Raw genomic sequence first — 22803 nt, forward strand, 5'->3', positions numbered from 1 at the left:
ATCCGGGAACACGGGGGAACGCCGATGATGCACAGCCCCGCCACGCGAAAAGTGAAAGATGCGTCAAGAGGCGGCGTCGCGCGGATCGACATCCCAGGGCCGTGGGGGAAGCTGGCGCACGCTGCGGATCTGGTCCAGCCACAGATAGCGGTGCCGGGCCGGGTCGTCGAGGTCGTCGATGCGCACCTGCGCATTGCTGCCCTCGTTGCCCTCGGCGTCGCGGAACTGCTGGATGCTGGGGCGCACCGACACGGTGCCGAAGCACACGCTGCCATCGTGCAATTCGATGCGCACATGCGCCTGGCCGGGCAGTTGCAGGATCAACGCTTCCAGCGCCTGGATCTGCGCCTGGTCGGTGTGGATACGCTCGGCAAACTGGGTCATCGGCGGACTCCGTGTGGGGACCGCTGCAGCCTAGCGCCGCCGGCGTGAGCCAGCGGACAAGAGCGCCGGGACATCCGCTCGGTTGCCGCACATGCCGCACTGGATCGAGCGGGCGCGGCATGCCCGTCGATCGAGGACGTTCCCTAGCGTTGCCGCGCGAAGCGCACCGCGGACACCAGCTGCGCCACGCTGTAGGGCTTGGCCAGGTGTTCCTGGAAGCCGGCCTGCAGCGCGCGCTGGCGATCGTCGGCGCGCGCCAGCGCGGTCACCGCCACCGCCGGCAGGTCGTCCGCACCCAGGCCCATGTTCTCGCGCACGGTGCGGATCAGGCCGTAGCCGTCCATGCCCGGCATGCCGATGTCGGTGACAATCACGTCGATCGCGGCATGGCCGCCACTGTCGAGCACCTCCAGCGCCTCGCTGGCCGAGCCCACCGCGACCACGTCGGCACCCTGCTCCTCGAGCAGGCGCCGCAGGTAGTCGAGCATGTCCGGCTGGTCCTCCACCGCCAGCAGGCGCATGCCCTTGAGCGAATACGCCTCGACCACCTGTTCGGCCATCGCGAAGGCGCGCACTTCGCGCAGCGGGCGCGAGCCCGGCGCGTCGCGGTGCAGCGGCAGGCGCACGGTGAACACCGAGCCGCGGCCGCGGCCTTCGCTGGCCGCGCTGATCTGGCCGCCGTGCATCTCCACCAGTTGCTGCACGATCGCCAGGCCGAGGCCGAGGCCGCCGTGCAGGCGCGTGGTGGTGCTGTCGGCCTGGCGGAAGCGGCCGAACAGATGCGGCAGGAATTCCGGCGGGATGCCATCGCCCGAATCGCGCACCGCCACGCTGACGTGCTCGCCATCGTCCTCGAGCGCGATCGCCAGGGCGATGCGCCCGTGCGCCGGGGTGAACTTGATCGCGTTGGAGAGCAGGTTCCAGAACACCTGCTGCAGGCGCGTGGCGTCGCCCAGCACCATGCACGGCTGCGTCGGCGCCTGCAGGGTCAGCGCCTGGTCCTTGCCTTCGGCCACCGGTTCCTGCGCACGCATCGCCTCGCGCACCTGCTCGGCCAGGTCCAGCGCCTCCACTTCCAGCTGCACCTTGCCCAGCAGCATGCTGCTGAGATCGAGCATGTCGGAAATCAGCCGTTGCTGCGCGCGTGCGCTGCTGGCGATCACCGACAGGCCCTTGCTGCTCGGGTCGCCCGGCGGCAGCCGCTGCAGCAGCAGGTCGCTCCAGCCGAGGATGGTGGTCAGCGGCGTGCGCAGTTCGTGCGACAGCGTCGCCAGGAACTCGTCCTTCAGCCGCGCCATGCTCTCGGCGGCGTTGCGCGCGCTGCGCTCGGATTCCAGCAGTTGCTCGCGCGCCAGTTCGATGTCGCGGCGCTCGGTCACGTCGGGGCTGCTGCCGGCCAGGCCGATGAACTTGCCCTCGGCGGAATAGCGCGGCACCGCGGTCATCTCCACCCAGCGCCACTCGCCGTCGTGACGGCGCGCGCGCACCAGGGCGCGCAGGTTGCGCTGGTCGTGCAGCGCACTGCGCAGTTCGTAGGCGAACACGCCTACATCCTCCGGATGCAGCACGTCGCCCCAGCCCGGGCGCGCATCGTCGGTGTCCAGGTCGATGCCGAAGAATTGGGCGTAGGCGGTGTTGGTGAAGCGCAGTTCGCCGCTGGCGTCCAGCACCCAGACCGGCATCGGCAGGCCTTCGGCCAGGGCGCTGAAGCGCGCCTCGCTTTCGGCCAGGTCGCGTTCCACCCGCTTGCGCTCGGTGATGTCGAGGAACTGCACGGCGACCTGGCGCAGCTCCGGCGCTCCGATCCGGAACGCATCCACCGCCCACCAGCGCCCGAGCGCGACCGCGACGTTCTCGAACTTGGCCGAACGCCCGGTCAGGGCCACGTCGCCATAGCGCTGGAACCAGTGTTCCTCGTGCGTCGGCGAGAACTCGCGGATGCGCCGCCCGACCACGTCGCGCAGGCCGGTCTCGCGCTCAAAGGCCGGATTGACCTGCAGGAACACGTAATCGACCGCGCGGTCGCCGTCGAACAGCATCTGGATCACGCAGAAGCCCGAATCGATCTTGTCGAAGATCTCGCGATACTGCAGGTCCGTCGCCTGCGCGAACGAAGACGCGGTGGAGTCTGGACTGGCATGCATGACGGAGTAGCTCTGGAAGCGGCCTACGGCAACGGATGAAGACAGTGCCCGGCATCCGCGGCGCAACAACGACGCGCCAGGAACAGCGAGGCGGAACGCCCATCTTGTTAAGCCACTCCGCCGACGTCAAGCCGCCGCACAGATCTGCCGTCGCCCAGCGGTCACCAATAGAAGGCGATCACCAGCACGATGCCCAGCAACGACAGCCCGATGCCGGCCAGCACCATCCACTGGGTCAGGCGGGCATTGCGCAAGGCCTGCTCCTCCAGCCAGCGCTCGGCCTCTTCGCGCCACGGCGGCGGCGACGCCTCCAGCAATTGCTGCACGCGTGCCGGCCCCAACTGCCGGCATTGGCGGCGGAAGTCTTCTGGGACGACGGATCGCTCGGGGGCGCTGACGACGGACATGCCAAGGTTCCTGAATTGCTCAGCCGAGCGTGAAACGCGGTGCGTCGCTGGCCAGTTCGTGCTCCACCGCCATCCGCGCCAGGCGCGTGTAGTTGGCGCGCGGGCCGGCGCCACGGCCAACGATCAGGCCCAGGTACTCCAGGCCGGTCCAGACCCGCGCCTTCCACTCCACGCCGTCCTCGGCCAGCACCAGGGTCAGCGTGTAGCGGAAGCTCTGCCCCTGCGGGCTGCGGTAGTGGTAGCTGGGCGGGAACTGCACGGCCACGTCCTGCGCCTCGCCGAGCGAGACCAGGTAGCGCCGCAGCAGGTGCCGCACGTCGTCGCCGGGATTCAGCCGCAGCTGGCGTGCCGCCTCGTCCAGGTTGGCCTGGTGCTCGACGAACGCGGCCGCACCGCTGGCCGGGCTGTGCCCGTGCCGCTTGGCCCAGTCGATGAACTGCAGGCGCACATCGCTACCGGTGTAGGCCTGGTGGAACAGCGGCGTCTTCATGCGATCCCCGTGGTGCTCGAGTGGCCGCCATGCTCGCGCGCGCGCCGTGAAGCAGGCGGCGAGGCGATGTGAGCCGTCCGTCATGCCGGGCGGATGAATCCGCGGTCAACGGTCGTCGCTGCGCGGCTCGCCGCGATTGCGGGCGCGCCGGCGCAGGCACACACTGCGCGTACGCCTCCTGGAGATCCGCCATGAAGATCCGCCATGCCTGGACGGCGCTGGCTGTTGCCTGCCTGTGGGCGGGCGGCGCCTCCGCCGAGATCCGCAACGTCACCGACCCGCAGGCCCCGCGCAGCCTCGCCAGCGATGGCCCGGTGCAGGTGAGCTGGGCCGACCCGGCCACCTTCAGCGAACTGCGGCAGAGCCGCAACCGCTGGGAGGCCGAACGCGGCGACTGGGTGCAGGACCTGGCCACCTACCTGCAGAAGCAGGCCGCCAAGCAACTGCAGCCCGGGCAGCGCCTGGACATCAAGCTGACCGACATCAAGCGCGCCGGCGACTTCGAGCCGTGGCACGGCCCCAACTGGAACGACGTGCGGGTGATGCGCGACCTGTACCCGCCACGGATCAGCTTCGACTTCACCCTGTACGGCGCCGACGGCCAGGTGCTGGCGCAGGGCCAGCCGAAACTGATGGACCCCAGCTACCTGTACAACAGCTCGGTCGGCCTGAGCACCGATCCGCTGCGCTACGAAAAGCGCATGCTCGACGAGTGGCTGCGCCGGCAGTTGCGCAAGGACAGCACGGTCGCCGAGCGCTGAGGCCCCCGCGCGTGGCGTCGGCATCGCGCCGGCGCCGTCAGCCATTGGCTTACGCGTCGAGATAGACGCGCGGCGCGCGCTTGAGGCCGCACAGCAATCGGTAGGCGCTGGAACTGCAGCGCCCGGCCAGCGCATCGATGCGCGGTTGCTCGCCCCACAATCTCACCTCGCTGCCGAGGCCGGCCTGCGGGTGGTCGGTCAGGTCCACGGTCAGCATGTCCATCGACACGCGTCCGATCAGTGCGCCGGGCGCGCCGTCGATCAGCACCGGCGTGCCGTTGGGCGCGAATTGCGGATAGCCGTCGGCATAGCCGATCGCCACCACCCCGACCCGGGTCGGCCGCGCCGCGACGAAGCGCGCGCCGTAGCCGACCGGCTCGCCCGGCGCGATGTCGCGCACGGAGATGATCCTGGACTGCAGGGTCATCACCGGGCGCAGTTCGCCGGGCAGCGCGGCCGCGGCGGCGAACGGGTCGGCGCCGTACAGCATCAGCCCCGGCCGTCCCCAGTCGTTGCGCAGCTCCGGCCAGCCGAGCAGCGCTGGCGAGTTGCACAGGCTGGTCTCGCCGGCCAGTCCGGCGGTGGCCTGGCGGAACACCTCCACCTGCTCGCGCGTGCGCGCGCTGTCCAGTTCGTCGGCACGGGCGAAGTGGCTCATCAGCACCAGCCGCTCGACCTGCGGCAGCGCGCTCAGCCGCGCGTGCGCGGCGCGGAACTCGTCCGGCGCCAGGCCCAGCCGGTGCATGCCGCTGTCCAGCTTCAGCCACAGGCACAGCGGCTGCGGCGCGGCGAAGGCGGCGATCGCCTCCACCTGCCAGGGCGAGGCCACCGCGCACCACAGCCGGTGTTCGGCGACCAGCGGCAGTTCGTCGGCGTCGAAGATGCCTTCCAGCAACAGGATCGGCGCAACGATGCCGGCCTGGCGCAGTTCCAGCGCCTCCTCGATGCAGGCCACCGCGAAACCGTCGGCCTCGCCGTCCAGCGCGCGCGCGCAGGCCACCGCGCCGTGCCCGTAGGCATCGGCCTTGACCACCGCCAGCGCCTTGCCGCCGCTCAACCGGCGGGCCAGGCGGTAGTTGTGGCGCAGCGCGCCGAGATCGATCACTGCACGGGCTGGGCGCACGCGACGGCCTCTGCGACGGACGCGGCGGAACCGCGGGAATAACGGAAGATGTCCAGGCCCTCGCCGCTGATCTGCGGCTGCCGCGAGACCATCAGGTCGGCCAGGTAGCGACCGGAGCCGCAGGCCATGGTCCAGCCCAGCGTGCCGTGGCCGGTGTTGAGGAACAGGTTGCGGTAGCCGGTGGCGCCGACCACCGGCGTGCCGTCCGGGGTGGCCGGGCGCAGCCCGGTCCAGAACTCGGCCGCGGCCAGGTCGCCGCCGCGCGGGTACAGGTCGTTGACCACCTTTTCCAGGGTGGCGCGGCGGCGCGCCGGCCGCGACAGGTCGAAGCCGGCCAGTTCGGCCATGCCGCCGACGCGGATGCGCTCGTCGAAGCGGGTGATCGCCACCTTGTAGCTCTCGTCGAGGATGGTGGAGGTGGGCGCCAGCGCGGCGTCGCGGATCGGCAGGGTCAGCGAGTAGCCCTTCAGCGGGTACACCGGCAGGCGGATGCCCAGCGGCGCCAGCAGGCCGGGCGAATAGCTGCCCAGCGCGACCACATAGCGGTCGGCGCGCTCGACCCGGCCGCCGATGCGCACGCCGTCGATGCGGTCGCCATCGGCCTGCAGCGCCTCGATGGTGTCGCCCTGGCGGAACTGCACGCCGGCCGCGGCGGCCATCGCCGCCAGGCGCTGGGTGAACAGGCGGCAGTCGCCGGTCTGGTCGTTGGGCAGGCGCAGCGCGCCGACCAGGCTGGCCGGCGCGCTGGCCAGGGCCGGCTCGACCCGGGCGATGCCGGCGCGGTCCAGCAGCTCGTAGGGGACGCCGTACTCGCGCAGCACCTCGATGTCCTTGGCCGCGCCGTCCAGTTGCTGCTGGGTACGGAACAGTTGGGTGGTCCCGAGCTGGCGGCCTTCGTAGGCGATGCCGGTCTCGGCGCGCAACTGGTCCAGGCAGTCGCGGCTGTACTCGGACAGGCGCACCATGCGCGCCTTGTTGATCGCATAGCGCTCGGCCGTGCAGTTGCGCAGCATCTGCGCCAGCCACAGGTACTGCTGCAAGTCGGCGGTGGGCGTGATCGCCAGCGGCGCATGGCGCTGGAACAGCCACTTCAGCGCCTTCAGCGGCACCCCCGGCGCCGCCCATGGCGACGCGTAGCCGGGCGAGACCTGCCCGGCATTGGCGTAGCTGGTCTCCAGCCCCGCCGCCGGCTGGCGGTCGACCACCGTCACCTCGCAGCCGCTGCGGGCCAGATACCACGCCGTGGTGGTGCCGATCACACCGCTGCCGAGAACCAGAACCCGCATGCGCCTACTCCGCTTGGATCAATTCCCTGGCTGGATGGCACCAGGGCAGAAGTTCGGTGCAGTATAGGCAGCACAACCCAGGATTTTCCCCTGACTTCTGCCCGCCTTGCAGGCCAAACCCCTGAGACCCGCCCGCATGGCCGCACGCCCTCGCGAACTGGACAAGATCGACCGCAAGATCCTGCGCATCCTGCAGCAGGAAGGGCGCATCTCCTTCACCGAACTGGGCGAGCGGGTCGGCCTGTCGACCACGCCATGCACCGAGCGGGTGCGCCGGCTGGAACGCGACGGCGCCATCACCGGCTACTACGCACGGCTGGACCCGCACTACCTCAAGGCCAGCCTGCTGGTGTTCGTGGAGATCAGCCTGGCCTACAAGTCCGGCGACATCTTCGAGGAATTCCGCCGCGCCGCGCTGAAGCTGCCCAACGTGCTCGAGTGCCACCTGGTCTCGGGCGACTTCGACTACCTGCTCAAGGCCCGCATCAGCGAGATGGCGTCCTACCGCAAGCTGCTGGGCAGCACCTTGCTAACCCTGCCGCACGTGCGCGAGTCCAAGAGCTACATCGTCATGGAAGAAGTGAAGGAAACGCTCAGCCTGCCGATCGCCGACTGAGCGTTGCGTGCGGATGCGTGCGGGTCAGGAGACCAGCAGCTTCTCCAGGTCGTCACGCGAGGAATTGGCGTGGTTCTTGGCCAGTTCGGCCACCACCCGCTTCTGGACCTCCTTGTGCAGCAGCGGCCGCAACTGCCCCAGCGTGTGCGGGTCGGCGACCAGCATCAGGTGCTCGACCTGCCCGCGCAGCGCGTCCTGGTACAGCCGCTCGGCGATCTGACGCACGAACCCGGCCTCATCCATGGTCATCGGCCGGTCGCCGTCCTCCACGCCCTCGATGGGCGTCGGGTTCAGCACTTCGGTCTGCTCCAGCAGCGCGGTCTCGCCGGCCAGGTTGACCCGGAACAGGCGCGCAGTGGTGCGGTCGGCGACGACGATCAGGGTGTTGTCGGGAAGCTTGCTCATCGGTTCTCCTGCGAAAACGTGGCGCCGCGGCAGTCGCGGCCGGTCCGCCAGTCTAGGAACCGATTTGTGAGGATGGCGGCCACGCGGCGTTCGCCGCGCGTTCGCCGCCCGCGCGCAGGCGCCTCAGTCCTGGATGCGCACCCCGTCGCCGCTGGGCACGGTGGTGTAGTAACGGCCGGTGCGGGTATCCAGCGCGCGATTGGGCCCGACCTGCATCGCGCCGGGGATCAGCTGGCCGCGGCGGTCGTAGAGGCGCACCGGGCGGCGTGCGGACGGGTCGGCCACCGCGGCGGCCGCCGGCACCGCCTGGCTGGCCGGGCGCTTGCGCTTGGCCTGCCCCTGCGGCCGGTCGTCCAGGCTGGAGGGGACTGGCGTCGCCTTGGGAGCGGAGGCCGATGCCGAGGGACGCTCGTCGAGGCGGCTGGCCACCGACGGCGCCGGCGCCGGTGCGGACTGCAGGGTGTTGGCGTCGCGATCGCTGGCCGGTGCGCCGGGGACTGGCTGAAGATGCTGCGCGGCGGCAAGCGCCGGCACGAGCAGGGCGATGGCAACGCAGGGCAGCAAGCGGTTCACGGTGGCTCCATCGATGGGCCGGCAAGAGGATTCCACGCTAGCGCATCGATCCGGCCGCGTCGACGCCACGCGGTGCGCTTGATCCGCCCCGTACAGCCCTCATGTTGTTTTTCCCCTCTTCCAGCCACGGGCCACGCCATGAGCCGTTTCGACCTCACGCCTCCCACCGCTGCCGAGCGCGAGCACCTGATCGGCGGACTGAACGCGGAGGAACGCCGGGTGCTGCTGCAGCACGGTACCGAGGCGCCGTTCTGCGGCGTGTTCCTGGACAACAAGCTGGAGGGCGTCTACACCTGCCGGCTGTGCGGGCTGCCGCTGTTCCGCTCCAGCGCCAAGTTCGATTCCGGCACCGGCTGGCCGAGCTTCTTCGCGCCCTACCACCCCGACCACGTGCGCGAGATACGCGACACCAGCCACGGCATGATCCGCACCGAGATCGTCTGCGCCCGCTGCGACAGCCATCTCGGCCATGTGTTCCCGGACGGCCCGCCGCCGAGCGGTGAGCGCCACTGCCTGAATTCGGTCTCGCTGCAGTTCACCGAACAGGGCCAGGCGCTGCCCAACCCGCTGCACCGCGGCGGCGGCGAGACCGAACCGGCCTGATTCCCGGCGCAGCCGCGCCGCCACAGGGAGACCACCGGTATGCGTCGCTCGTTGCTTCCCCTCTTGCTGCTGCCGCTCACTCTGGGCGCCTGCCAGCGCAGCCCCACCCCGCCGCCGGCGCAGGCCGCGCCCGTCGCCGCCGCGCCGTCGCCCGCCAGCGCACCCGGCCTGCAGGCCGATGCCCTGCCCATGCAGTGGCGCTGCGGCGAGGAACTGGTGCAGGCGGCCGCCGATCCGGCGCGCGAGCGCCTGGCGCTGCAGGTGCGCGGCACCCGCCTGGACATGCAGCGTACCGATGCCGGTGCCGCCACCGGCGCGCGTTACACCGATGCGCTGGGCAACGTCTTTCTGCAGGCGCAGCCGGACCAGGCCACGCTGACCCTGGCGGGCCTGGGCGAGACGCTCAAATGCGTCCGGCATGACAGCGGCATGACCGGCTGAGCGGGCGGGCCGCCGCCGGCCGCCAAAAACCCGGCACGGTTCACACCTTCAGAACGGCGGCGCCGGGCCGACATCTAGAGCGTCCCCGTTCCGGCCCGCAGGCTGCTCCGCCATGCTCATCATCGTTGGCTTCGTCGTCGTCCTCCTCAGCGTGGTCGGCGGCTATCTGCTCTCTAACGGCAAACTCGGTGCGCTGTGGCAGCCCTACGAGCTGATGATCATCGGCGGCGCGGCGCTGGGCGCGTTCCTGGTCAGCACCCCGGGCAAGATCGTCAAGGCGACGCTGTCCGGCGTCATGGGCGTGTTCAAGGGCCCGCAGTACAAGGCCGACGACTACCGCAGCACCCTGACCCTGATCTACGAACTGCTGAACAAGGCGCGCCGCGACGGCTTCATGGCCCTGGAAGACCACGTCGAGCGGCCGGCCGACAGCGCGATCTTCGGCAACTACCCGAAGGTGCTGGCCGACCACCACCTGCTCGACTTCATCACCGACTGCCTGCGCCTGATGATCGGCAGCAACATCGAGCCGCACGAACTGGAACCGCTGCTGGAACTGGAGCTGGAGAAGCACCACCACGAGGCGATGGCGCCGGCGCATGCGCTGAGCAAGGTGTCCGACGGCCTGCCCGGCTTCGGCATCGTCGCCGCGGTGCTGGGCATCGTCATCACCATGGGCGCGATCGGCGGCCCGATCGAGGAGATCGGCCACCACGTCGGCGCGGCGCTGGTCGGCACCTTCCTCGGCATCCTGCTGGCCTACGGCTTCGTCGCGCCGCTGTCGGCGGCGATGGAAGCGCGCGCCGAGCAGGACAGCCGCATCTTCGAATCGGTGAAGACCGCGCTGCTGGCCTGCCTGCGCGGCTACAACCCGAAGATCGCCCTCGAATTCGCGCGCAAGACCCTGCCGACCGACGTGCGGCCGAGCTTCGCCGACTTCGAAACCCATCTGAAGACGATCAAGTAACGCGGTCATGGCCGAGACCAAGCCCACCGTCGTCATCCGCCGGGTCAAGAAGGTCCAGGGCGGCGGCCACCACGGCGGCGCGTGGAAGGTGGCCTATGCCGACTTCGTGACCGCGATGATGGCGTTCTTCCTGGTGCTGTGGCTGGTGGCGGCCACCACCAAGGAACAGCGCGCGGCGATCGCCGAATACTTCCGCAACCCCAGCCCGCTGTCCGGCAAGAGCCCGGCGCCGAGTCCCGGCATGGCCGGCCCCGGCGGCGCCAGCACCTCGATGATCAAGCTCGGCGGCGCCGGCGAGATGCAGCGCGGCAACAACAAGGATCCGTTCGGCAGCAAGAGCCTGAAGGGCGACGACAGCAAGACCACGCAGCGCGAGAAGGAAAAGCAACGCCTGGAAACGCTGATGCAGGAACTGAAGGAAGCCATCGACAAGAGCCAGGCGCTGGAACCGTTCAAGGACCAGTTGCTGCTGGACCTGACCCCGGACGGCCTGCGCATCCAGATCGTGGACAAGGAGAACCGGCCGATGTTCGACCTCGGCAGCGCGGTGCTCAAGCCCTATACCCGCGGCATCCTCCACGAGCTGTCCGGCTTCATCAACCAGGTGCCCAACCACATCAGCATCACCGGCCACACCGACGTCACCCAGTACAGCGCCAAGAACGGCTACAGCAACTGGGAACTGAGCGCGGACCGCGCCAATGCCGCGCGCCGCGAGCTGGTCGCCGGCGGCATGGGCGAGGACAAGGTCTCGCGCGTGGTCGGGTTGTCCTCGTCGGTGCTGTTCGACAAGCAGGTACCGAACAATCCGATCAACCGCCGCATCAGCATCGTGGTGATGACCAAGGATGCCGAGGACGCCGCCACCGCCGATGGCGACCACAGCGTCGCCCTGGGCACGGTGCAGCCCGACGCCGACACCAAGGTGCCGGACCTGAGCGCGGCGGCGGCGGACGCGGCCGCAGCGCCGGCCGCCGGCAAGGGCGCGCCCGTGACAGCGCCTGCCGCCACGAACGGCACTGCCCCGACAGCCCCGGCCGCGACGTCCGGCAAGGCCTCGGTACAGATCGTCGAACCGCGCACGACCTCGCCGGAGGCGGCCGCCGCCGCTGCGCGCGATGCCTTGCGCAGCATCAACGGCGGGGCACCGGTGACGGCTGCCGCCGGCGCCGGCGGCACCGAGGCGACCAGCGCACGCTGATCGCGGCAGTGCTCGCTGTGCCGCTGGCGGCCGGGCAGACAGGCACCGGCGGGACCGCACACGGCGCGGCGCTTACAATGGCCGCCACTTCGCCAACGAGACCGCCGTGTCCAAGCAATCCAAAGCCAAGCGCGACAAGCGCAAGAAGCAGCAGTCGCCGCGCCCCTTCGCCCGCCTGGGCCGCGAGCAGCCCATCGCCAACCACGCCGTGCTGCAGAACGAGAGCGGCCGCGTGCTGGCCGCGATCGGCCTGCAGGGTCGCCAGTGGTTGCTGTCGGTCGGTGGCCAGACCATGGGCAATGCCGACAATCCGGTGCCGATGCTGGCGATGCTCAAGCACCTGGCCAACCTGCAGGAGCAGGAAGGCAACACCATCACCCTCGACTACTCGGCGCAGCTGCAGCAGATGATCGACGCGCTGGCGGCCGAGGCCGGCCAGACCCCGACCGAGTACCTGGACGCGCTGGTCGCCGAGTTCGCTGCGGGCGATGGTGCAGCGGATGGTGCGGACGAGGACGAGGACGAGGACGGGGCCGACGCGGACGCCGCAGCGGAGACGGACGCTGCCGCTCCGGCCGAGGCCGACGGCAGCGCCACCGCGGAACCCGCGGCGGATGCCGACGGCACGCACAAGCCGGCCTGACCTGGCGCGTGGCGGTCTACATCGACGATGCGGTGCATCCCTGGCGCGGCCAGCGCTGGGGCCACCTGCTCGCCGACACGCTGGACGAACTGCACGCCATGGCGGCGCGGCTGGGCATCCCCCGCCGCGCCTTCCAGAACAAGCTCAGCGGCGCGCACTACGACGTGCCCGCCGCCCTGCGCGATGAGGCGATCCGCCTGGGCGCGGTGCCGGTCTCGCGGCACAGCGATCGCGAGTTGCTGAAAGCGCTGATCCGCCATGCGCGTGCGCAGGCGCGGGGCGAGGCGCATTGACCGGGGCGTTGCCGGCGCGGCGGCGGCGACAAGCGCAGCCATTGATGCGTCCACCTCACTGCAGTCGGGACTGAAGTCCCTCCCACAAGGAGCAATCCGAGGTCGGCGCTGCCGTCAGCGCTTGCCAACACGGGGCACCATTTCCACTACAACCCGGGCTCCGCATGCGCGGGCCTAGAACGGATCGCTGCCCGGGCGCAGGTCGATGCCCAGGATCGCGGCCAGGCGCTGCATGTCCTGGTCGTCGCGGCTGAGCGCCATCCAGCCGGCGCGGATCTCGCTGCCGGCGTCCCAGCACCAGACGCTGTAGCCGTGCTCGCGCAGGCGGTCGTAGGCCACCGCCAGCAGCGAGGCGCTGTCGTGGTCCTCGAGGAAATCGGCGTCGTCGACGTCGCCGCCCCAGTCGATCCGCAGGTTCCAGCGCGCGGCCAGTTCGTCGATCGCGCCGATCAGCGCCTCGCGGTCGTGGCCGTCGACGTAGAAGCCCGCCCGCCAGTCGATCGCGTCCTTCAGCGTCCACAGCCAGTCCGCGTCCTCGCGCTCGGCTTCGCCGGCGGCCTCGCGGTAGGCGTCGAACTGGCGCAGCGCGCTTTCCTCGTCGCCGGGATTGATCAGCAGCAGCAGGTTCCAGATCAGGCCCTGCTGGGTGTCCGGATCGTCGTCGTCGTCGAACAGGTCGTCGGGCTCGTCGTAGTCGGCGCTGTTGTCGGGCATGGCGGCGCATCGGGCATCTCGGGGGAGCGCCAGTGTGCCGCGCCCGGCGCGGCGACGGAAGCGCGGAACTCGGCAACGGCGCCGCGGGCGTTTATCCTTCGCAGCCCGGAAGACGGCGCTGTCCGCCGTCACGCGAAGCCACCACGATGTCCGACACGCCCCCCGACCGCCTGGCGGTCAGCCCGCAGAGCCCGTTCCACGATGCCGAGACGCTGTCGCGCGGCGTCGGCATCCGCTTCAACGGCGTGGAGCGCGACAACGTCGAGGAGTACTCGATCAGCGAAGGCTGGATCCGCGTGCAGGTCGGCAAGGCGCGCGACCGCCGCGGCAATCCGATGACCATGAAGGTCAAGGGCACGGTCGAGGCGTTCTGGCTCGACGCCAAGTAAACGCGGTAAGCGCGAGCGCCGGCAGGCACAGCGTCTGCCAGCGCGTTGCCACGCGCGGCCGCACGCCGCGCGACCCTTGGGCTGCGCTCAGGGCTTGAGCCGGTAGCCGCTGCGGAAGATCGCCCAGACCACGCCCAGGCACAGCGCCAGGAACGCCAGGGTCATGCCCAGGCTGGTCGCGATGTGCACGTCGGCCTTGCCGTAGAACGCCCAGCGGAAGCCGCTGATCAGGTACACCACCGGGTTGAACAGGCTGATCTTCTGCCACAGCGGCGGCAGCATGTTGATCGAGTAGAAGCTGCCGCCGAGGAAGGTCAGCGGCGTGATCACCATCAACGGGATCACCTGCAGCTTCTCGAAGCCGTCGGCCCACACGCCGATGATGAAGCCGAACAGGCTGAAGGTCAGCGCGGTCAGCACCAGGAAGCCGAACATCCACAGCGGATGCGCGATCTCGTACGGCACGAAGCTGCGCGCGGTGAGCAGGATCAGCAGGCCCAGCAGCACCGACTTGCTCGCCGCCGCGCCGACATAGCCGATCACCACCTCCCACCACGCCACCGGCGCCGACAGCACCTCGTAGATGGTGCCGGCCCAGCGCGGCATGTAGATGCCGAAGGAGGCGTTGGAGATGCTTTCGCTGAGCAGCGACAGCATCACCAGCCCGGGGATGATGTAGGCGCCGTAGCGGATACCGTCGATGTCGCCCATGCGCGAGCCGATCGCCGCGCCGAACACCACGAAGTACAACGAAGTCGACAGCACCGGCGAGGCGATGGACTGGGTCAGCGTGCGGAAGGTGCGCGCCATCTCGAAGCGGTAGATCGCGGCGATCGCGTGCAGGTTCATGCGCGCACCTCCGCCGCGGCCGACGCCGGCCGCACCAGGTTGACGAAGATCTCCTCCAGCGAACTCTCGCTGGACTGCAGGTCCTTGATCTCCACGCCTTGCGCCTCCAGTTGCCGCAGCAGCGCGCCGATGCCGGTCTGCTCGGCCTGCGCGTCGTAGGTGTAGGTCAGCGTCGCGCCGTCGGCGGACAGCTCCAGCGGTTGCGTCGCCAGCGCCGCCGGTACCCTCGTCAACGGCGCCTGCAGGGTCAGCGCCAGCTGCTTCTTGCCGAGCTTGCGCATCAGCGTGCGCTTGTCCTCCACCAGCACCAGTTCGCCGCGATTGACCACGCCGACGCGGTCGGCCATGTCCTCGGCCTCCTCGATGTAGTGCGTGGTCAGGATGATGGTGGTGCCCTGCTCGCGCAGGCGCCGCACCATCTGCCACATGTCGTGACGCAGCTCCACGTCGACGCCGGCGGTGGGTTCGTCCAGGAACAGGATGGATGGCTCGTGGGCCAGCGCCTTGGCGATCAGCACGCGCCGCTTCATGCCGCCGGACAGGGTGGAGATGCGGCTGTCGCGCTTGTCCCACAGCGACAGTTCGCGCAGCACCCGCTCCAAGTGCGCATCGTCGCGCGGCTTGCCGAACAGGCCACGGCTGAAGCGCACCGTCGCCCACACCGTCTCGAATGCATCGGTGGCCAGTTCCTGCGGCACCAGGCCGATCTTGCCGCGCGCGGCGCGGTAGTCGCGCACGATGTCGTGGCCATCGGCCAGCACCCGGCCACTGCTGGGGGTGACCAGGCCGCAGATGATGCTGATCAGCGTGGTCTTGCCGGCACCGTTGGGGCCGAGCAGGGCGAAGATCTCGCCGCGGCGGATCTCCAGATCGATGCCCTTGAGCGCCTGGAAGCCCCCGGCATAGGTCTTGGTGAGCTGTTGTACGGAAATGATCGGCGACACGGGGACTCCCTGGGCGCGCGGCGGCTGCGGAAACGGCCCCCAGGGTAGAAGCCCGATCGTGATGGATAAATCCCGATCCGGCGGAAGCACTCTCCCGGATGCGGGACAGTGCGCCAGCCAGGGTCCGCAACCGCCGGGCGACGCCGTCGTCGCGCCGTGGGCTAGCGCTCGCCGGTCTTGAGCTCGCTGGCAGGCGCCCGCGCCGCGCGCGGCCACGGCCACACGCGCCAGCCGAAGTTGACCCCGGCCGCCGCCAGCAGGATCAGCAACGCCCCGAGCACCTGCGTCCACGCCAGCGATTGCCCGAAGGCGATGCGATCGACCGCGATCGCCACCACCGGGTAGATGAACGACAGCGCGCCGATCATCGCGGTAGGCAGTTTCTGGATGGCGCCGTACAGCAGCACGTACATCACCCCGGTGTTGACCACGCCGAGCACGACCAGATCCAGCCACTGGCCGGGGCGGGCCGGCAAGGCGTCGAAATGCACGAACGGCGCCAGCAACACGATGCCGATGCCCAGTTGCAGCAGCGCGAGCAGGTGCGGCGGCGTGCCTTTCAGGTGCTTGGTCACGATCGACGACACCGCGTACAGAAACGCCGCGCCGAGCGCCAGGGCGACGCCCTGCAGGTACTCGCCCGGCACTGCGAGCACCGCCGGGGCGATGCGCACCACGCCCACCAGCCCGACGAAGGCCACCGCCAGCCACGCCACGGTCGAGGCGCTGATGCGCTCGCGGAACACGAGCGCGCCCAGCCCGACCAGCATGAACGGCTGCGTGTTGTAGACCGCAGTGGCCATCGAGATCGAGGCGCGACCATAGGCGGCGAACAACAGCAGCCAGTTCGCCACGATCGCCACCCCGCCGAGCAGCACCAGCGCCAGCATCCGCGGCGAAAACGCCTTGCGCCGCAACAGGCCCAGTGCCGCGCAGACGATGAGCAACGTGGCGGCGCCGAACAGGCAGCGGAAGAACACCACGTTGAACGGCGACTGCCCCGACGACACCACCAGCCAGCCGATCGTGCCGGACATGAGCATGGCCACGACCATCTCGGCCGCCCCACGGCGAATTTCGTTGGAAGCCATCCCGGTTCCTTGCAATGCTGCGAATGGCAGCCATTGTAGGAACCACAACCGCTCGAAGACATGCCTAAACTTAGGCAGGATGCGGCACTTACCTTTTAAACAAAGGTCATCATGCAAAACCGCCTTTCCACCCCGACTGCCACCACGCTCGACCCGATCGACCGCGCCATCCTTGCCGCCCTGGCGCAGGACGCGCGCATGGCCACCAGCGAACTGGCCCGGCAGATCGGCCTGTCGGCGCCCGCCACCGCCGACCGCGTGCGCCGGCTGCAGCAGCAGGGCGTGATCGCCGGGTTCACGGTCGAACTCGACCCACGCGCGCTCGGCTACACCTTGCAGGCGATCGTGCGGGTCAAACCGCTGCCGGGGCAGTTGCACCTGGTGGAGGAACTGCTGCAGCGCATCCCGGAGTTCGTCGAGTGCGACAAGGTGACCGGCGAAGACTGCTTCATCTGCCGGCTGTACCTGCGCACCATCGCGCACCTGGACAGCATCCTGGCGAAAGTCACCGATCGCGCCGAAACCAATACCGCGATCGTGAAGTCGACCCCGGTGCCGCGACGACTGCCGCCGCTGGCCGAAGAGACCTAGTCCGGCGCGCTGGCCGAGCGCGAGCAACGACACCGCGAAAAATCTGCAACGGCGCCAGGAAGCCGCTTTCACGAATCCCCATTCCCGACTCCCCATTCCCGGCCGTCGATCAACTCTTGCGCCGCGCCTCCAGCAGATCCAGGTTGCGGATCAGGCGCCGGGCGATCTCGTCGGAGATCTTGCGCTGGCGGGTCAGCTTGAACAGCTCCTGGCGCTCGGCCTGCAGGCCGGCATGGCGCAGTTGGCGCAGCACGTCGTCCAGGCGCCGCGCTTCTTCCGGATCGCTCTCCATCGCCTCGCCGTGATCGAGGTGGCGCTGGTACAGGGCGCTGACCCGGATCGCCGCCTCGTTGTAGAGGTCGGCATGCTCGCTGTCCTGCACCAGCCGCTGGCGCAGCTTCTCCACCGCCGCCAGCGCCGCACGCGAGGATTCGCGCCGGGCCAGGTCTTCTTCCAGGCGGTCGGTCGGCTCTTCCGGCAGCTCCAGCCCGCGCAGCAGCCGCGGCAGGCCGATGCTGGCGACCAGCAGCGAGGTGACGATCACTGCGCTGGCCAGGAAGATCGCCAGGTCGCGCGCCGGGAACGCGGCGCCGCTGGGCAGGACCAGCGGCAGGGTCAGCACGCCGGCCAGGGTGATCGCACCGCGCACGCCGGCCAGCGAGGTCGCCACCACGATCCGCCACGGCGGGCTCTGCCGGTCCTCGCCACGGCGGCGCGCCTTGAGCAGGGTCCAGCGCAGCGACAGCCACACCCACAGGAAGCGCAGCAGCAGCAGGCCGACGTAGAGCGCCAGCGCGTAGGCCGGCAGCCACCACGGGTCCAGGTGTCCGGCTTCGTCCATGTTGTGCATGGCGCCCTGCACGATGCCCGGCAACTGCTCGCCGAGCAGCACGAACATGATGCCGTTGAGGGTGAACTGCACCATGTCCCACACCGCCGAGCGCTGCACGCGCATGCTGCCCGGGGCGCGGCCGCTCAGCTCCACGTAGCTCATGGCGATGCCGGCGGCGACCGCGGCGAGGATGCCCGAGGCGTTGATCGCCTCGGCCAGCAGGTAGGCGGCGAACGGCAGCAACAGGTTGACCAGGATCGCCGCGCCCGGCTCCTCGCCGACCTGGCGCCACACCCAGCGCTGCGCCAGGCTGGTGCCGACCACCACGGCGATGCCGGCGGCCACTCCGACCAGCGCCACCCACAGGAAGGTCAGCGAGGCGTCGGCCAGCGAGAACGTGCCGGTGATCGCCGCGGCCACCGCGAACTGGAAGCAGACCAGGCCGGACGCGTCGTTGAGCAGCGATTCGCCTTCCAGGATGTGCATCAGCCGCTTGGGGATCGGTGCGCGTGCGGCGATCGAGGACACCGCGATCGGATCGGTCGGCGACACCACCGCGGCCAGCGCGAACGCCACCGCCAGCGGCATGGTCGGGATCATCCAGTGGATCAGGAAGCCGGCGCCGATGACGGTGAACACCACCAGGCCCAGCGCCAGCTCCAGGATCACGCCCTTGTCGCGGAACAGGCCCTGCTTGGGGATGCGCCAGCCGTCCAGGAACAGCAGCGGCGGCAGGAACAGCAGGAAGAACAGCTCCGGCTCCAGCGCATAGCCCTTCTTGAACACGCCGGCGATGATCGCGCCCAGGCCGATCTGCACCAGCGGCAGCGGCAGCGAGAACGGCAGGACACGCACGAGGTAGCCACTGGCCACCACCGCCAGCAACATCGCCAAGACCACTTCGATCGAATGCATGCTCGTCCGGACGGCGGCGCCACGCCGGCGGCGCCGCCCATGAATGGGGGAGCCTGCAAGCAAAGCGCACCGCGGCGGCGATGTCCAGTGGGGCGGGCGGCGTCCAGGCTACTATCCGGCGGCAGAGCCGGTGGCGAACACCGGCGCCTTTCCGCCGGAGACCGCATGCTGACCATCCAGGAACTCAACCGCTTCATCGACGAACACGCGGCCGAAGGCAGCATTCCGCGGATCTGGGAACTGATCGGCGACCACTTCGTGCAGGCCCAGGCCGGCCTGCCGGCCGAACACGCGATGGAGCGGCGCGAGCTGTCCTTCCACGATCACGTGCGGCTGCTGGGCTACCTGTGCCTGCTGCTGGAGGGCGTACCGGGCGACCTGGTGGAGATCGGGGTGTGGAAGGGCAAGTCGCTGGTGCTGATGAACGAGGTGTCTGGCCGCCAGCGCCGGGTGATCGGCATGGATCCGTTCGCGCTGCCGAACCAGTTCGAGGAGTTCAACCACTATCGGCAGCAGTTGCTGCCCAATGCGCGGTTCATCCGCGGCTATTCCGAATTCTGCGCCGAGCATTTCTACGCCATGGAGCCGAAGGTGGCCCTGTTGCACATCGACGGTGGCCACACCGGGCGCAACGTGCTGCTGGATTTCCTGCTGTACGCGCCCAGCGTCGTCTCGGGGGGATTCGTGGTGTTCGACGACTACGGCGACTGGGAGTACTCGCCGGAGGTCGGCCCGGCAGTGGACCTGCTGCGCGCCGCCGGCTACTTCGGCGACTTCCATGTGCTCGGCTGCGCCTACGGCTTCGAGAACAGCTACGTCCTGCAACGCCGCTGAGCCGACGTGCCCTGGTCCTCCAGCGCATGCCGGCAGCGCAAAGCGGCGTTCCGAGAATGGCATCGCCGGGATGATCCCGGCCAACCAACAGGACAGGCATTTCCGACACACCGATCATCGATCCTGGACCCTGAACCCGACAGCCACTCAGGGTGCGGACGTCGCGGTGCGTCCGAAGCTGCAGCCGCGCTCAAACATAACGGCATGGCAGATATCATGCCGCCAATGCATCGCCGAGGCGGCCGCCCATGAAACACACAACCGCCAAATGGCGAAACCATGACTATCTGGCGAGCATCATCGACAGCATCGATTCGATCGCGGCTGGACGGCCGATCATTCGCGACACTGATCTTTCCGGCATCGCCATCGGCCCGTTTGCCATCCTGGAGCAATTGAAAACCGCAAATCTCTTCGAATCAAGGATCAGCAACACCGACCTGTCCTACTCGAAAATATCGGGAAGTGCGAACGATAGCGTCTTCATGCATGTCAGCTTCGAGAATTCCAGCCTGAACAGAGCCCTGTTGTGCAGATCGGAAATAAAAAACTGCAACTTTTCAAAAAGCAAGCTTGTGATAAACATGGATGATGCGATCTGCGAAAAAACCGATTTCGTCAAAGCTAGGTTTGCCGGTGGATCTTGCGGAATGGAGTACGGCGGCCGCCGGGTGAAATTCATGGGCTGCGATTTTACCGGCGCTGTCTTTGACAGAGTCGAATTCAGAGCATCGACATTCATCAACTGCATCTTTGCTGATGCGAAATTCAAGAAATGCGACTTGCGTGGCGCCAGGTTTGAGGCTGGCGTTCTGCCACTGGCAACCCAGTTCGAGGATATGGACATCCCTTCTCAGTGTCGGTGATCTTCATCGACGCAGGCCGACGATGAGGCCTGCCTGCACTCGGATAGACCCTTCGCCGGAGCGCTGCCCGGCTTTGCGGCTGCACCACCGTGCGACAGGGCGCTCGCCTGAACCGCCCTGGATGCGAGCGACGGCACCCGCCAGCTCACCCTGTTCATCATTATCTGGATGGCGTGATGCAACCGCGCCGGCGCAGGGCGCGTAAAGACAGGTGCACGGCCGACTGGCCGCGCATCCCTTTCCAGGAGCCAAGCCCATGAAACTCCACTTGCTGTCCCTGGCCCTCGCCGGCCTCGTCTCCCTGCCCGCCATGGCCGCCCCCAGCCAGGCCGCCATGCACGACCACGCCGCGATGAGCGAGGCCAAGCCCAATCCGATGGTCGGCGGCGCGCCGATGTACGCCACCAAGGACATCATCGACAACGCGGTCAACTCCAAGGATCACACCACCCTGGTCGCCGCGGTCAAGGCCGCCGGCCTGGTGGATACGTTGAAGGGCGCAGGCCCGTTCACGGTGTTCGCACCGACCAATGCCGCCTTCGCCGCGCTGCCGGCCGGCACGGTGGACACGCTGCTCAAGCCGGAGAACAAGGAAAAGCTGACCCAGGTGCTGACCTACCACGTGGTTCCGGGCAAGCTCGATGCGGCGGCGTTGCTGGCGCAGATCAAGGCCGGCGGCGGCAGCGCCAAGCTGACCACCGTGCAGGGCGAAACGCTGATCGCCAAGGCCCGCGGCGGCAAGGTCACCCTCACCGACAGCAAGGGCAATACCGCACACGTCACCACCGCCGACGTGATGCAGAGCAATGGCGTGATCCATGTGGTGGACAAGGTTTTGATGCCGTAAGCACATCGGGGGTGCATTGGCATCGCGGGGACGGCTGCGGCCGTCCCCGTTTTGCACGTCCACGCCTGCAACCGCGCCACCGCGCCCCGATGGCGACAACCGCAGCACGCGCACGCATGGTCAGTTGCCGGAATTTTCCGTATCCAGCATCGGCACCTGCGCCGCCAACATGCGCAGGTCGCGCACGAAGCCTTGATAGGCGTCATCGCCCGCTTCGCCACCACGCTGGCGCAGCACCCACGACGGATGCACGGTGGCCAGCGCGCGGGTGCCGTCGTCCAGCGCCTGCCATTGCCCGCGCTGGGCCATCAGCCTGAAACCGCTCCCCAGCACCGCGCGCGCCGCGGTCGCGCCCAGGCACAGCACGATGCGCGGACGCACCCGCGCCAGTTCGCCGGCCAGCCACATCCGGCAGGCCTCGACATGGGCGCGCTCGGGATTGCGGTGCAGCCGCGCCTTGCCGCGCTGCTCGAAGCGAAAATGCTTGACCGCGTTGGTCACGTACATGCCTGCACGTTCGACCCCCAGCTCCTGCAGTGCGCGATCGAACAGGCGCCCGGCCGGGCCGACGAAGGGACGCCCGCTCAGGTCCTCCTCGTCGCCGGGCTGCTCGCCGACCACCATCACCGCCGCGTCCTGCGGGCCTTCGCCGAACACGGTCTGGGTGGCCGGCTGCCACAATGGGCAGCGGCGGCAGTCGCGCGCCGCCGCGCGCAGCGCGTCCAGGCTGTCGTCGGCGGCCACCGCCGGCGCCGGTGCCGGCGCGGGAATGCGCCGGCGCACCGGCTCGGGCGCGCGCTCGGCCATCTCGCGCACGCGTAGCCCGGCGTCGCGGATCAGCGTGGGCAGCAGCTGCGCCTCCGGCAGATGCTTCCAGTATTTCTGCGGCATCTCCTGGCGCATCATCGTCGGATTGAGCCGCGCCGGATTGAAGATGTTGGCGTAGTAGGTGCGCCACAGCGTGTCCTGCGCGTCGTCGGCCGGCGCATCGGCACGCTGCGCGCCGGCGCCGAACTGCAGCGTCTCGCCGTCCCAGCGCACGCTGCGGTACGGGGTGAGGATCGCCCAGCGCATGCCGGCGAAGCGCCGCGCGAAGAACGGCGCCACCCGATCGACGATGTGATGCTCCGGCTCGAACCAGGCGATGTAAGCCTCCTGCTCGCCCGGCACCTCGCGAAAGCGCACGAACGCCTTCATCTTGTGGCTGTCGCGGCGCACCGCCTGCGCCCATTGCTGCGCGCGGTGCACGTCCGCATCGGTGACCCGCTGCAGCAACGCGCGCTCGCCGCCGGCGATACGCCACAGCAGCCGGTACAGCAGCGCATGTCGCTGCGGATCGCGATGGCACAGCACCGCACCGGCCAGCGCCAGGAACTCAGCCGACACCCGCGGCGGCGGCAGCTGCGCCGGCAGCGTGGCGACGTCGGTCCCGGCGAGCAACCCACCCTGCGCATCGCCGTCCCACGCCAGCGTCTCCGGCGCCACCTGCGCACACCATGCCGCCCGCGCCACCGCCCGCCACGCCTCCAGGCTCCACGGCGGCGCTACCTCAGCCTGGAACACGGTCCGCTCCATGTATCGTCACACTGGGGCG

The 22803-nt window shown here is 69.3% G+C and carries 26 protein-coding genes and 1 pseudogene; 13 read left to right on the top strand and 14 right to left on the bottom strand.

The features are described 5' to 3' along the window. Positions 1 to 63: 63 nt before the first annotated feature. From J7357_RS15255 to J7357_RS15270, 4 genes and pseudogenes are all read right to left on the bottom strand, one after another. Positions 64 to 384: a DUF3247 family protein gene (locus J7357_RS15255; protein WP_209247723.1), complete on the bottom strand. Its 321-nt coding sequence runs from the start codon at positions 382 to 384 to the stop codon at positions 64 to 66. A 143-nt stretch (positions 385 to 527) separates the two neighbouring features. Continuing rightward, a pseudogene (locus tag J7357_RS15260) lies at positions 528 to 2471 on the bottom strand (ATP-binding protein); the annotation flags it as partial. A 218-nt stretch (positions 2472 to 2689) separates the two neighbouring features. Next, entirely contained in the window at positions 2690 to 2935 is a 246-nt protein-coding gene (locus tag J7357_RS15265; RefSeq protein WP_209247994.1) for a hypothetical protein, read from the bottom strand. A gap of 19 nt (positions 2936 to 2954) precedes the next feature. Further along, positions 2955 to 3425 carry a hypothetical protein gene (locus tag J7357_RS15270; RefSeq protein WP_209247727.1) on the bottom strand — a complete coding sequence of 157 codons (471 nt, stop codon included), beginning with the start codon at positions 3423 to 3425 and terminating at the stop codon, positions 2955 to 2957. 191 nt (positions 3426 to 3616) lie between these two features. Between J7357_RS15270 and J7357_RS15275 the strand changes: the two genes are divergently transcribed. Beyond that, positions 3617 to 4186, top strand: coding sequence for a DUF3016 domain-containing protein (locus J7357_RS15275; RefSeq protein WP_209247729.1), 570 nt, complete (start codon positions 3617 to 3619; stop codon positions 4184 to 4186). A 49-nt stretch (positions 4187 to 4235) separates the two neighbouring features. Here the strand turns inward: J7357_RS15275 and alr are convergent, their stop codons facing one another. Beyond that, entirely contained in the window at positions 4236 to 5309 is a 1074-nt protein-coding gene (gene alr / locus J7357_RS15280) for an alanine racemase (protein ID WP_209247731.1), read from the bottom strand. Next, positions 5288 to 6595 carry a D-amino acid dehydrogenase gene (locus J7357_RS15285; RefSeq protein ID WP_209247733.1) on the bottom strand — a complete coding sequence of 436 codons (1308 nt, stop codon included), beginning with the start codon at positions 6593 to 6595 and terminating at the stop codon, positions 5288 to 5290. Before J7357_RS15285 ends, alr begins: the two co-directional genes overlap by 22 nt. 136 nt (positions 6596 to 6731) lie before the next feature. Between J7357_RS15285 and J7357_RS15290 the strand changes: the two genes are divergently transcribed. Then, a complete protein-coding gene (locus J7357_RS15290) occupies positions 6732 to 7211 on the top strand; it encodes an Lrp/AsnC ligand binding domain-containing protein (protein WP_010343257.1) in 480 nt (159 codons plus the stop codon). A gap of 24 nt (positions 7212 to 7235) precedes the next feature. On the opposite strand, the gene J7357_RS15295 is transcribed toward J7357_RS15290, so the two are convergent. After that, entirely contained in the window at positions 7236 to 7616 is a 381-nt protein-coding gene (locus J7357_RS15295; RefSeq protein WP_010343256.1) for a host attachment protein, read from the bottom strand. Between the two features lie 123 nt (positions 7617 to 7739). After that, a complete protein-coding gene (locus tag J7357_RS15300) occupies positions 7740 to 8189 on the bottom strand; it encodes a hypothetical protein (protein WP_209247735.1) in 450 nt (149 codons plus the stop codon). A gap of 138 nt (positions 8190 to 8327) precedes the next feature. On the opposite strand from J7357_RS15300, the gene msrB reads away from it, so the two are divergent. From msrB to J7357_RS15330, 6 genes are all read left to right on the top strand, one after another. Then, the gene (gene msrB / locus J7357_RS15305; protein WP_209247736.1) at positions 8328 to 8792 is read left to right on the top strand and encodes a peptide-methionine (R)-S-oxide reductase MsrB; all 465 of its coding nucleotides are present in this window, start codon (positions 8328 to 8330) and stop codon (positions 8790 to 8792) included. A 39-nt stretch (positions 8793 to 8831) separates the two neighbouring features. Continuing rightward, on the top strand, positions 8832 to 9233 hold the full coding sequence (locus J7357_RS15310) for a hypothetical protein (RefSeq protein ID WP_209247738.1): 402 nt from the start codon (positions 8832 to 8834) through the stop codon (positions 9231 to 9233). Positions 9234 to 9345: 112 nt separating this feature from the next. Continuing rightward, on the top strand, positions 9346 to 10200 hold the full coding sequence (gene motA, locus J7357_RS15315) for a flagellar motor stator protein MotA (protein ID WP_209247740.1): 855 nt from the start codon (positions 9346 to 9348) through the stop codon (positions 10198 to 10200). 7 nt (positions 10201 to 10207) lie between these two features. Then, positions 10208 to 11401, top strand: a complete 1194-nt coding sequence (gene motB, locus J7357_RS15320; protein WP_209247742.1) for a flagellar motor protein MotB — start codon at positions 10208 to 10210, stop codon at positions 11399 to 11401. A 106-nt stretch (positions 11402 to 11507) separates the two neighbouring features. After that, complete coding sequence (locus J7357_RS15325) at positions 11508 to 12044, top strand: hypothetical protein (RefSeq protein WP_209247744.1); 537 nt, start codon at positions 11508 to 11510, stop codon at positions 12042 to 12044. An 8-nt stretch (positions 12045 to 12052) separates the two neighbouring features. Continuing rightward, positions 12053 to 12337 carry a DUF4031 domain-containing protein gene (locus J7357_RS15330; protein WP_209247746.1) on the top strand — a complete coding sequence of 95 codons (285 nt, stop codon included), beginning with the start codon at positions 12053 to 12055 and terminating at the stop codon, positions 12335 to 12337. Positions 12338 to 12511: 174 nt separating this feature from the next. Here the strand turns inward: J7357_RS15330 and J7357_RS15335 are convergent, their stop codons facing one another. After that, positions 12512 to 13051 (bottom strand): hypothetical protein, encoded by a 540-nt coding sequence (locus J7357_RS15335; RefSeq protein WP_209247748.1) that lies wholly within the window; start codon positions 13049 to 13051, stop codon positions 12512 to 12514. Positions 13052 to 13197: 146 nt separating this feature from the next. Between J7357_RS15335 and J7357_RS15340 the strand changes: the two genes are divergently transcribed. Then, on the top strand, positions 13198 to 13440 hold the full coding sequence (locus J7357_RS15340; RefSeq protein WP_010343635.1) for a DUF3297 family protein: 243 nt from the start codon (positions 13198 to 13200) through the stop codon (positions 13438 to 13440). A gap of 87 nt (positions 13441 to 13527) precedes the next feature. Here J7357_RS15340 and J7357_RS15345 read toward each other — a convergent pair whose 3' ends face one another. The 3 genes from J7357_RS15345 to J7357_RS15355 form a co-directional block, all read right to left on the bottom strand. Continuing rightward, complete coding sequence (locus J7357_RS15345) at positions 13528 to 14289, bottom strand: ABC transporter permease (RefSeq protein WP_019801505.1); 762 nt, start codon at positions 14287 to 14289, stop codon at positions 13528 to 13530. Further along, positions 14286 to 15233 carry an ABC transporter ATP-binding protein gene (locus J7357_RS15350; RefSeq protein WP_209247750.1) on the bottom strand — a complete coding sequence of 316 codons (948 nt, stop codon included), beginning with the start codon at positions 15231 to 15233 and terminating at the stop codon, positions 14286 to 14288. Before J7357_RS15350 ends, J7357_RS15345 begins: the two co-directional genes overlap by 4 nt. A gap of 161 nt (positions 15234 to 15394) precedes the next feature. Further along, entirely contained in the window at positions 15395 to 16324 is a 930-nt protein-coding gene (locus J7357_RS15355; RefSeq protein ID WP_209247752.1) for a DMT family transporter, read from the bottom strand. 111 nt (positions 16325 to 16435) lie between these two features. Between J7357_RS15355 and J7357_RS15360 the strand changes: the two genes are divergently transcribed. Further along, positions 16436 to 16915 carry an Lrp/AsnC family transcriptional regulator gene (locus J7357_RS15360; protein ID WP_209247754.1) on the top strand — a complete coding sequence of 160 codons (480 nt, stop codon included), beginning with the start codon at positions 16436 to 16438 and terminating at the stop codon, positions 16913 to 16915. Between the two features lie 109 nt (positions 16916 to 17024). On the opposite strand, the gene J7357_RS15365 is transcribed toward J7357_RS15360, so the two are convergent. Further along, complete coding sequence (locus tag J7357_RS15365) at positions 17025 to 18662, bottom strand: Na+/H+ antiporter (protein ID WP_209247756.1); 1638 nt, start codon at positions 18660 to 18662, stop codon at positions 17025 to 17027. A 165-nt stretch (positions 18663 to 18827) separates the two neighbouring features. Here J7357_RS15365 and J7357_RS15370 point away from each other — a divergent pair, with 165 nt between their 5' ends. The 3 genes from J7357_RS15370 to J7357_RS15380 all read left to right on the top strand — a co-directional run bounded on the left by J7357_RS15370 (position 18828) and on the right by J7357_RS15380 (position 21209). Beyond that, complete coding sequence (locus tag J7357_RS15370; protein WP_209247758.1) at positions 18828 to 19496, top strand: class I SAM-dependent methyltransferase; 669 nt, start codon at positions 18828 to 18830, stop codon at positions 19494 to 19496. A 248-nt stretch (positions 19497 to 19744) separates the two neighbouring features. Then, positions 19745 to 20362 carry a pentapeptide repeat-containing protein gene (locus J7357_RS15375; RefSeq protein WP_209247760.1) on the top strand — a complete coding sequence of 206 codons (618 nt, stop codon included), beginning with the start codon at positions 19745 to 19747 and terminating at the stop codon, positions 20360 to 20362. A 256-nt stretch (positions 20363 to 20618) separates the two neighbouring features. Further along, positions 20619 to 21209 carry a fasciclin domain-containing protein gene (locus J7357_RS15380; RefSeq protein ID WP_209247762.1) on the top strand — a complete coding sequence of 197 codons (591 nt, stop codon included), beginning with the start codon at positions 20619 to 20621 and terminating at the stop codon, positions 21207 to 21209. A gap of 120 nt (positions 21210 to 21329) precedes the next feature. Here J7357_RS15380 and J7357_RS15385 read toward each other — a convergent pair whose 3' ends face one another. Continuing rightward, the gene (locus tag J7357_RS15385; RefSeq protein ID WP_209247764.1) at positions 21330 to 22772 is read right to left on the bottom strand and encodes a UdgX family uracil-DNA binding protein; all 1443 of its coding nucleotides are present in this window, start codon (positions 22770 to 22772) and stop codon (positions 21330 to 21332) included. Positions 22773 to 22803: the final 31 nt, after the last annotated feature.

The sequence above is a fragment of the Xanthomonas sp. D-109 genome (assembly GCF_017746095.1).
Taxonomy (GTDB): domain Bacteria; phylum Pseudomonadota; class Gammaproteobacteria; order Xanthomonadales; family Xanthomonadaceae; genus Xanthomonas_A; species Xanthomonas_A sacchari.

Bases quoted from the DNA above. Each gene is read 5' to 3' on its own strand.
- J7357_RS15365 (WP_209247756.1), bottom strand. From the start codon at position 18,662: ATGCATTCGATCGAAGTGGTCTTGGCGATGTTGCTGGCGGTGGTGGCC.
- J7357_RS15340 (WP_010343635.1), top strand. From the start codon at position 13,198: ATGTCCGACACGCCCCCCGACCGCCTGGCGGTCAGCCCGCAGAGCCCG.
- J7357_RS15270 (WP_209247727.1), bottom strand. From the start codon at position 3,425: ATGAAGACGCCGCTGTTCCACCAGGCCTACACCGGTAGCGATGTGCGC.
- J7357_RS15360 (WP_209247754.1), top strand. From the start codon at position 16,436: ATGCAAAACCGCCTTTCCACCCCGACTGCCACCACGCTCGACCCGATC.
- msrB (WP_209247736.1), top strand. From the start codon at position 8,328: ATGAGCCGTTTCGACCTCACGCCTCCCACCGCTGCCGAGCGCGAGCAC.
- J7357_RS15355 (WP_209247752.1), bottom strand. From the start codon at position 16,324: ATGGCTTCCAACGAAATTCGCCGTGGGGCGGCCGAGATGGTCGTGGCC.
- J7357_RS15380 (WP_209247762.1), top strand. From the start codon at position 20,619: ATGAAACTCCACTTGCTGTCCCTGGCCCTCGCCGGCCTCGTCTCCCTG.
- J7357_RS15285 (WP_209247733.1), bottom strand. From the start codon at position 6,595: ATGCGGGTTCTGGTTCTCGGCAGCGGTGTGATCGGCACCACCACGGCG.
- J7357_RS15345 (WP_019801505.1), bottom strand. From the start codon at position 14,289: ATGAACCTGCACGCGATCGCCGCGATCTACCGCTTCGAGATGGCGCGC.
- J7357_RS15275 (WP_209247729.1), top strand. From the start codon at position 3,617: ATGAAGATCCGCCATGCCTGGACGGCGCTGGCTGTTGCCTGCCTGTGG.
- J7357_RS15310 (WP_209247738.1), top strand. From the start codon at position 8,832: ATGCGTCGCTCGTTGCTTCCCCTCTTGCTGCTGCCGCTCACTCTGGGC.
- J7357_RS15265 (WP_209247994.1), bottom strand. From the start codon at position 2,935: ATGTCCGTCGTCAGCGCCCCCGAGCGATCCGTCGTCCCAGAAGACTTC.
- J7357_RS15255 (WP_209247723.1), bottom strand. From the start codon at position 384: ATGACCCAGTTTGCCGAGCGTATCCACACCGACCAGGCGCAGATCCAG.
- J7357_RS15335 (WP_209247748.1), bottom strand. From the start codon at position 13,051: ATGCCCGACAACAGCGCCGACTACGACGAGCCCGACGACCTGTTCGAC.
- J7357_RS15295 (WP_010343256.1), bottom strand. From the start codon at position 7,616: ATGAGCAAGCTTCCCGACAACACCCTGATCGTCGTCGCCGACCGCACC.
- motB (WP_209247742.1), top strand. From the start codon at position 10,208: ATGGCCGAGACCAAGCCCACCGTCGTCATCCGCCGGGTCAAGAAGGTC.
- J7357_RS15290 (WP_010343257.1), top strand. From the start codon at position 6,732: ATGGCCGCACGCCCTCGCGAACTGGACAAGATCGACCGCAAGATCCTG.
- motA (WP_209247740.1), top strand. From the start codon at position 9,346: ATGCTCATCATCGTTGGCTTCGTCGTCGTCCTCCTCAGCGTGGTCGGC.
- J7357_RS15375 (WP_209247760.1), top strand. From the start codon at position 19,745: ATGAAACACACAACCGCCAAATGGCGAAACCATGACTATCTGGCGAGC.
- J7357_RS15370 (WP_209247758.1), top strand. From the start codon at position 18,828: ATGCTGACCATCCAGGAACTCAACCGCTTCATCGACGAACACGCGGCC.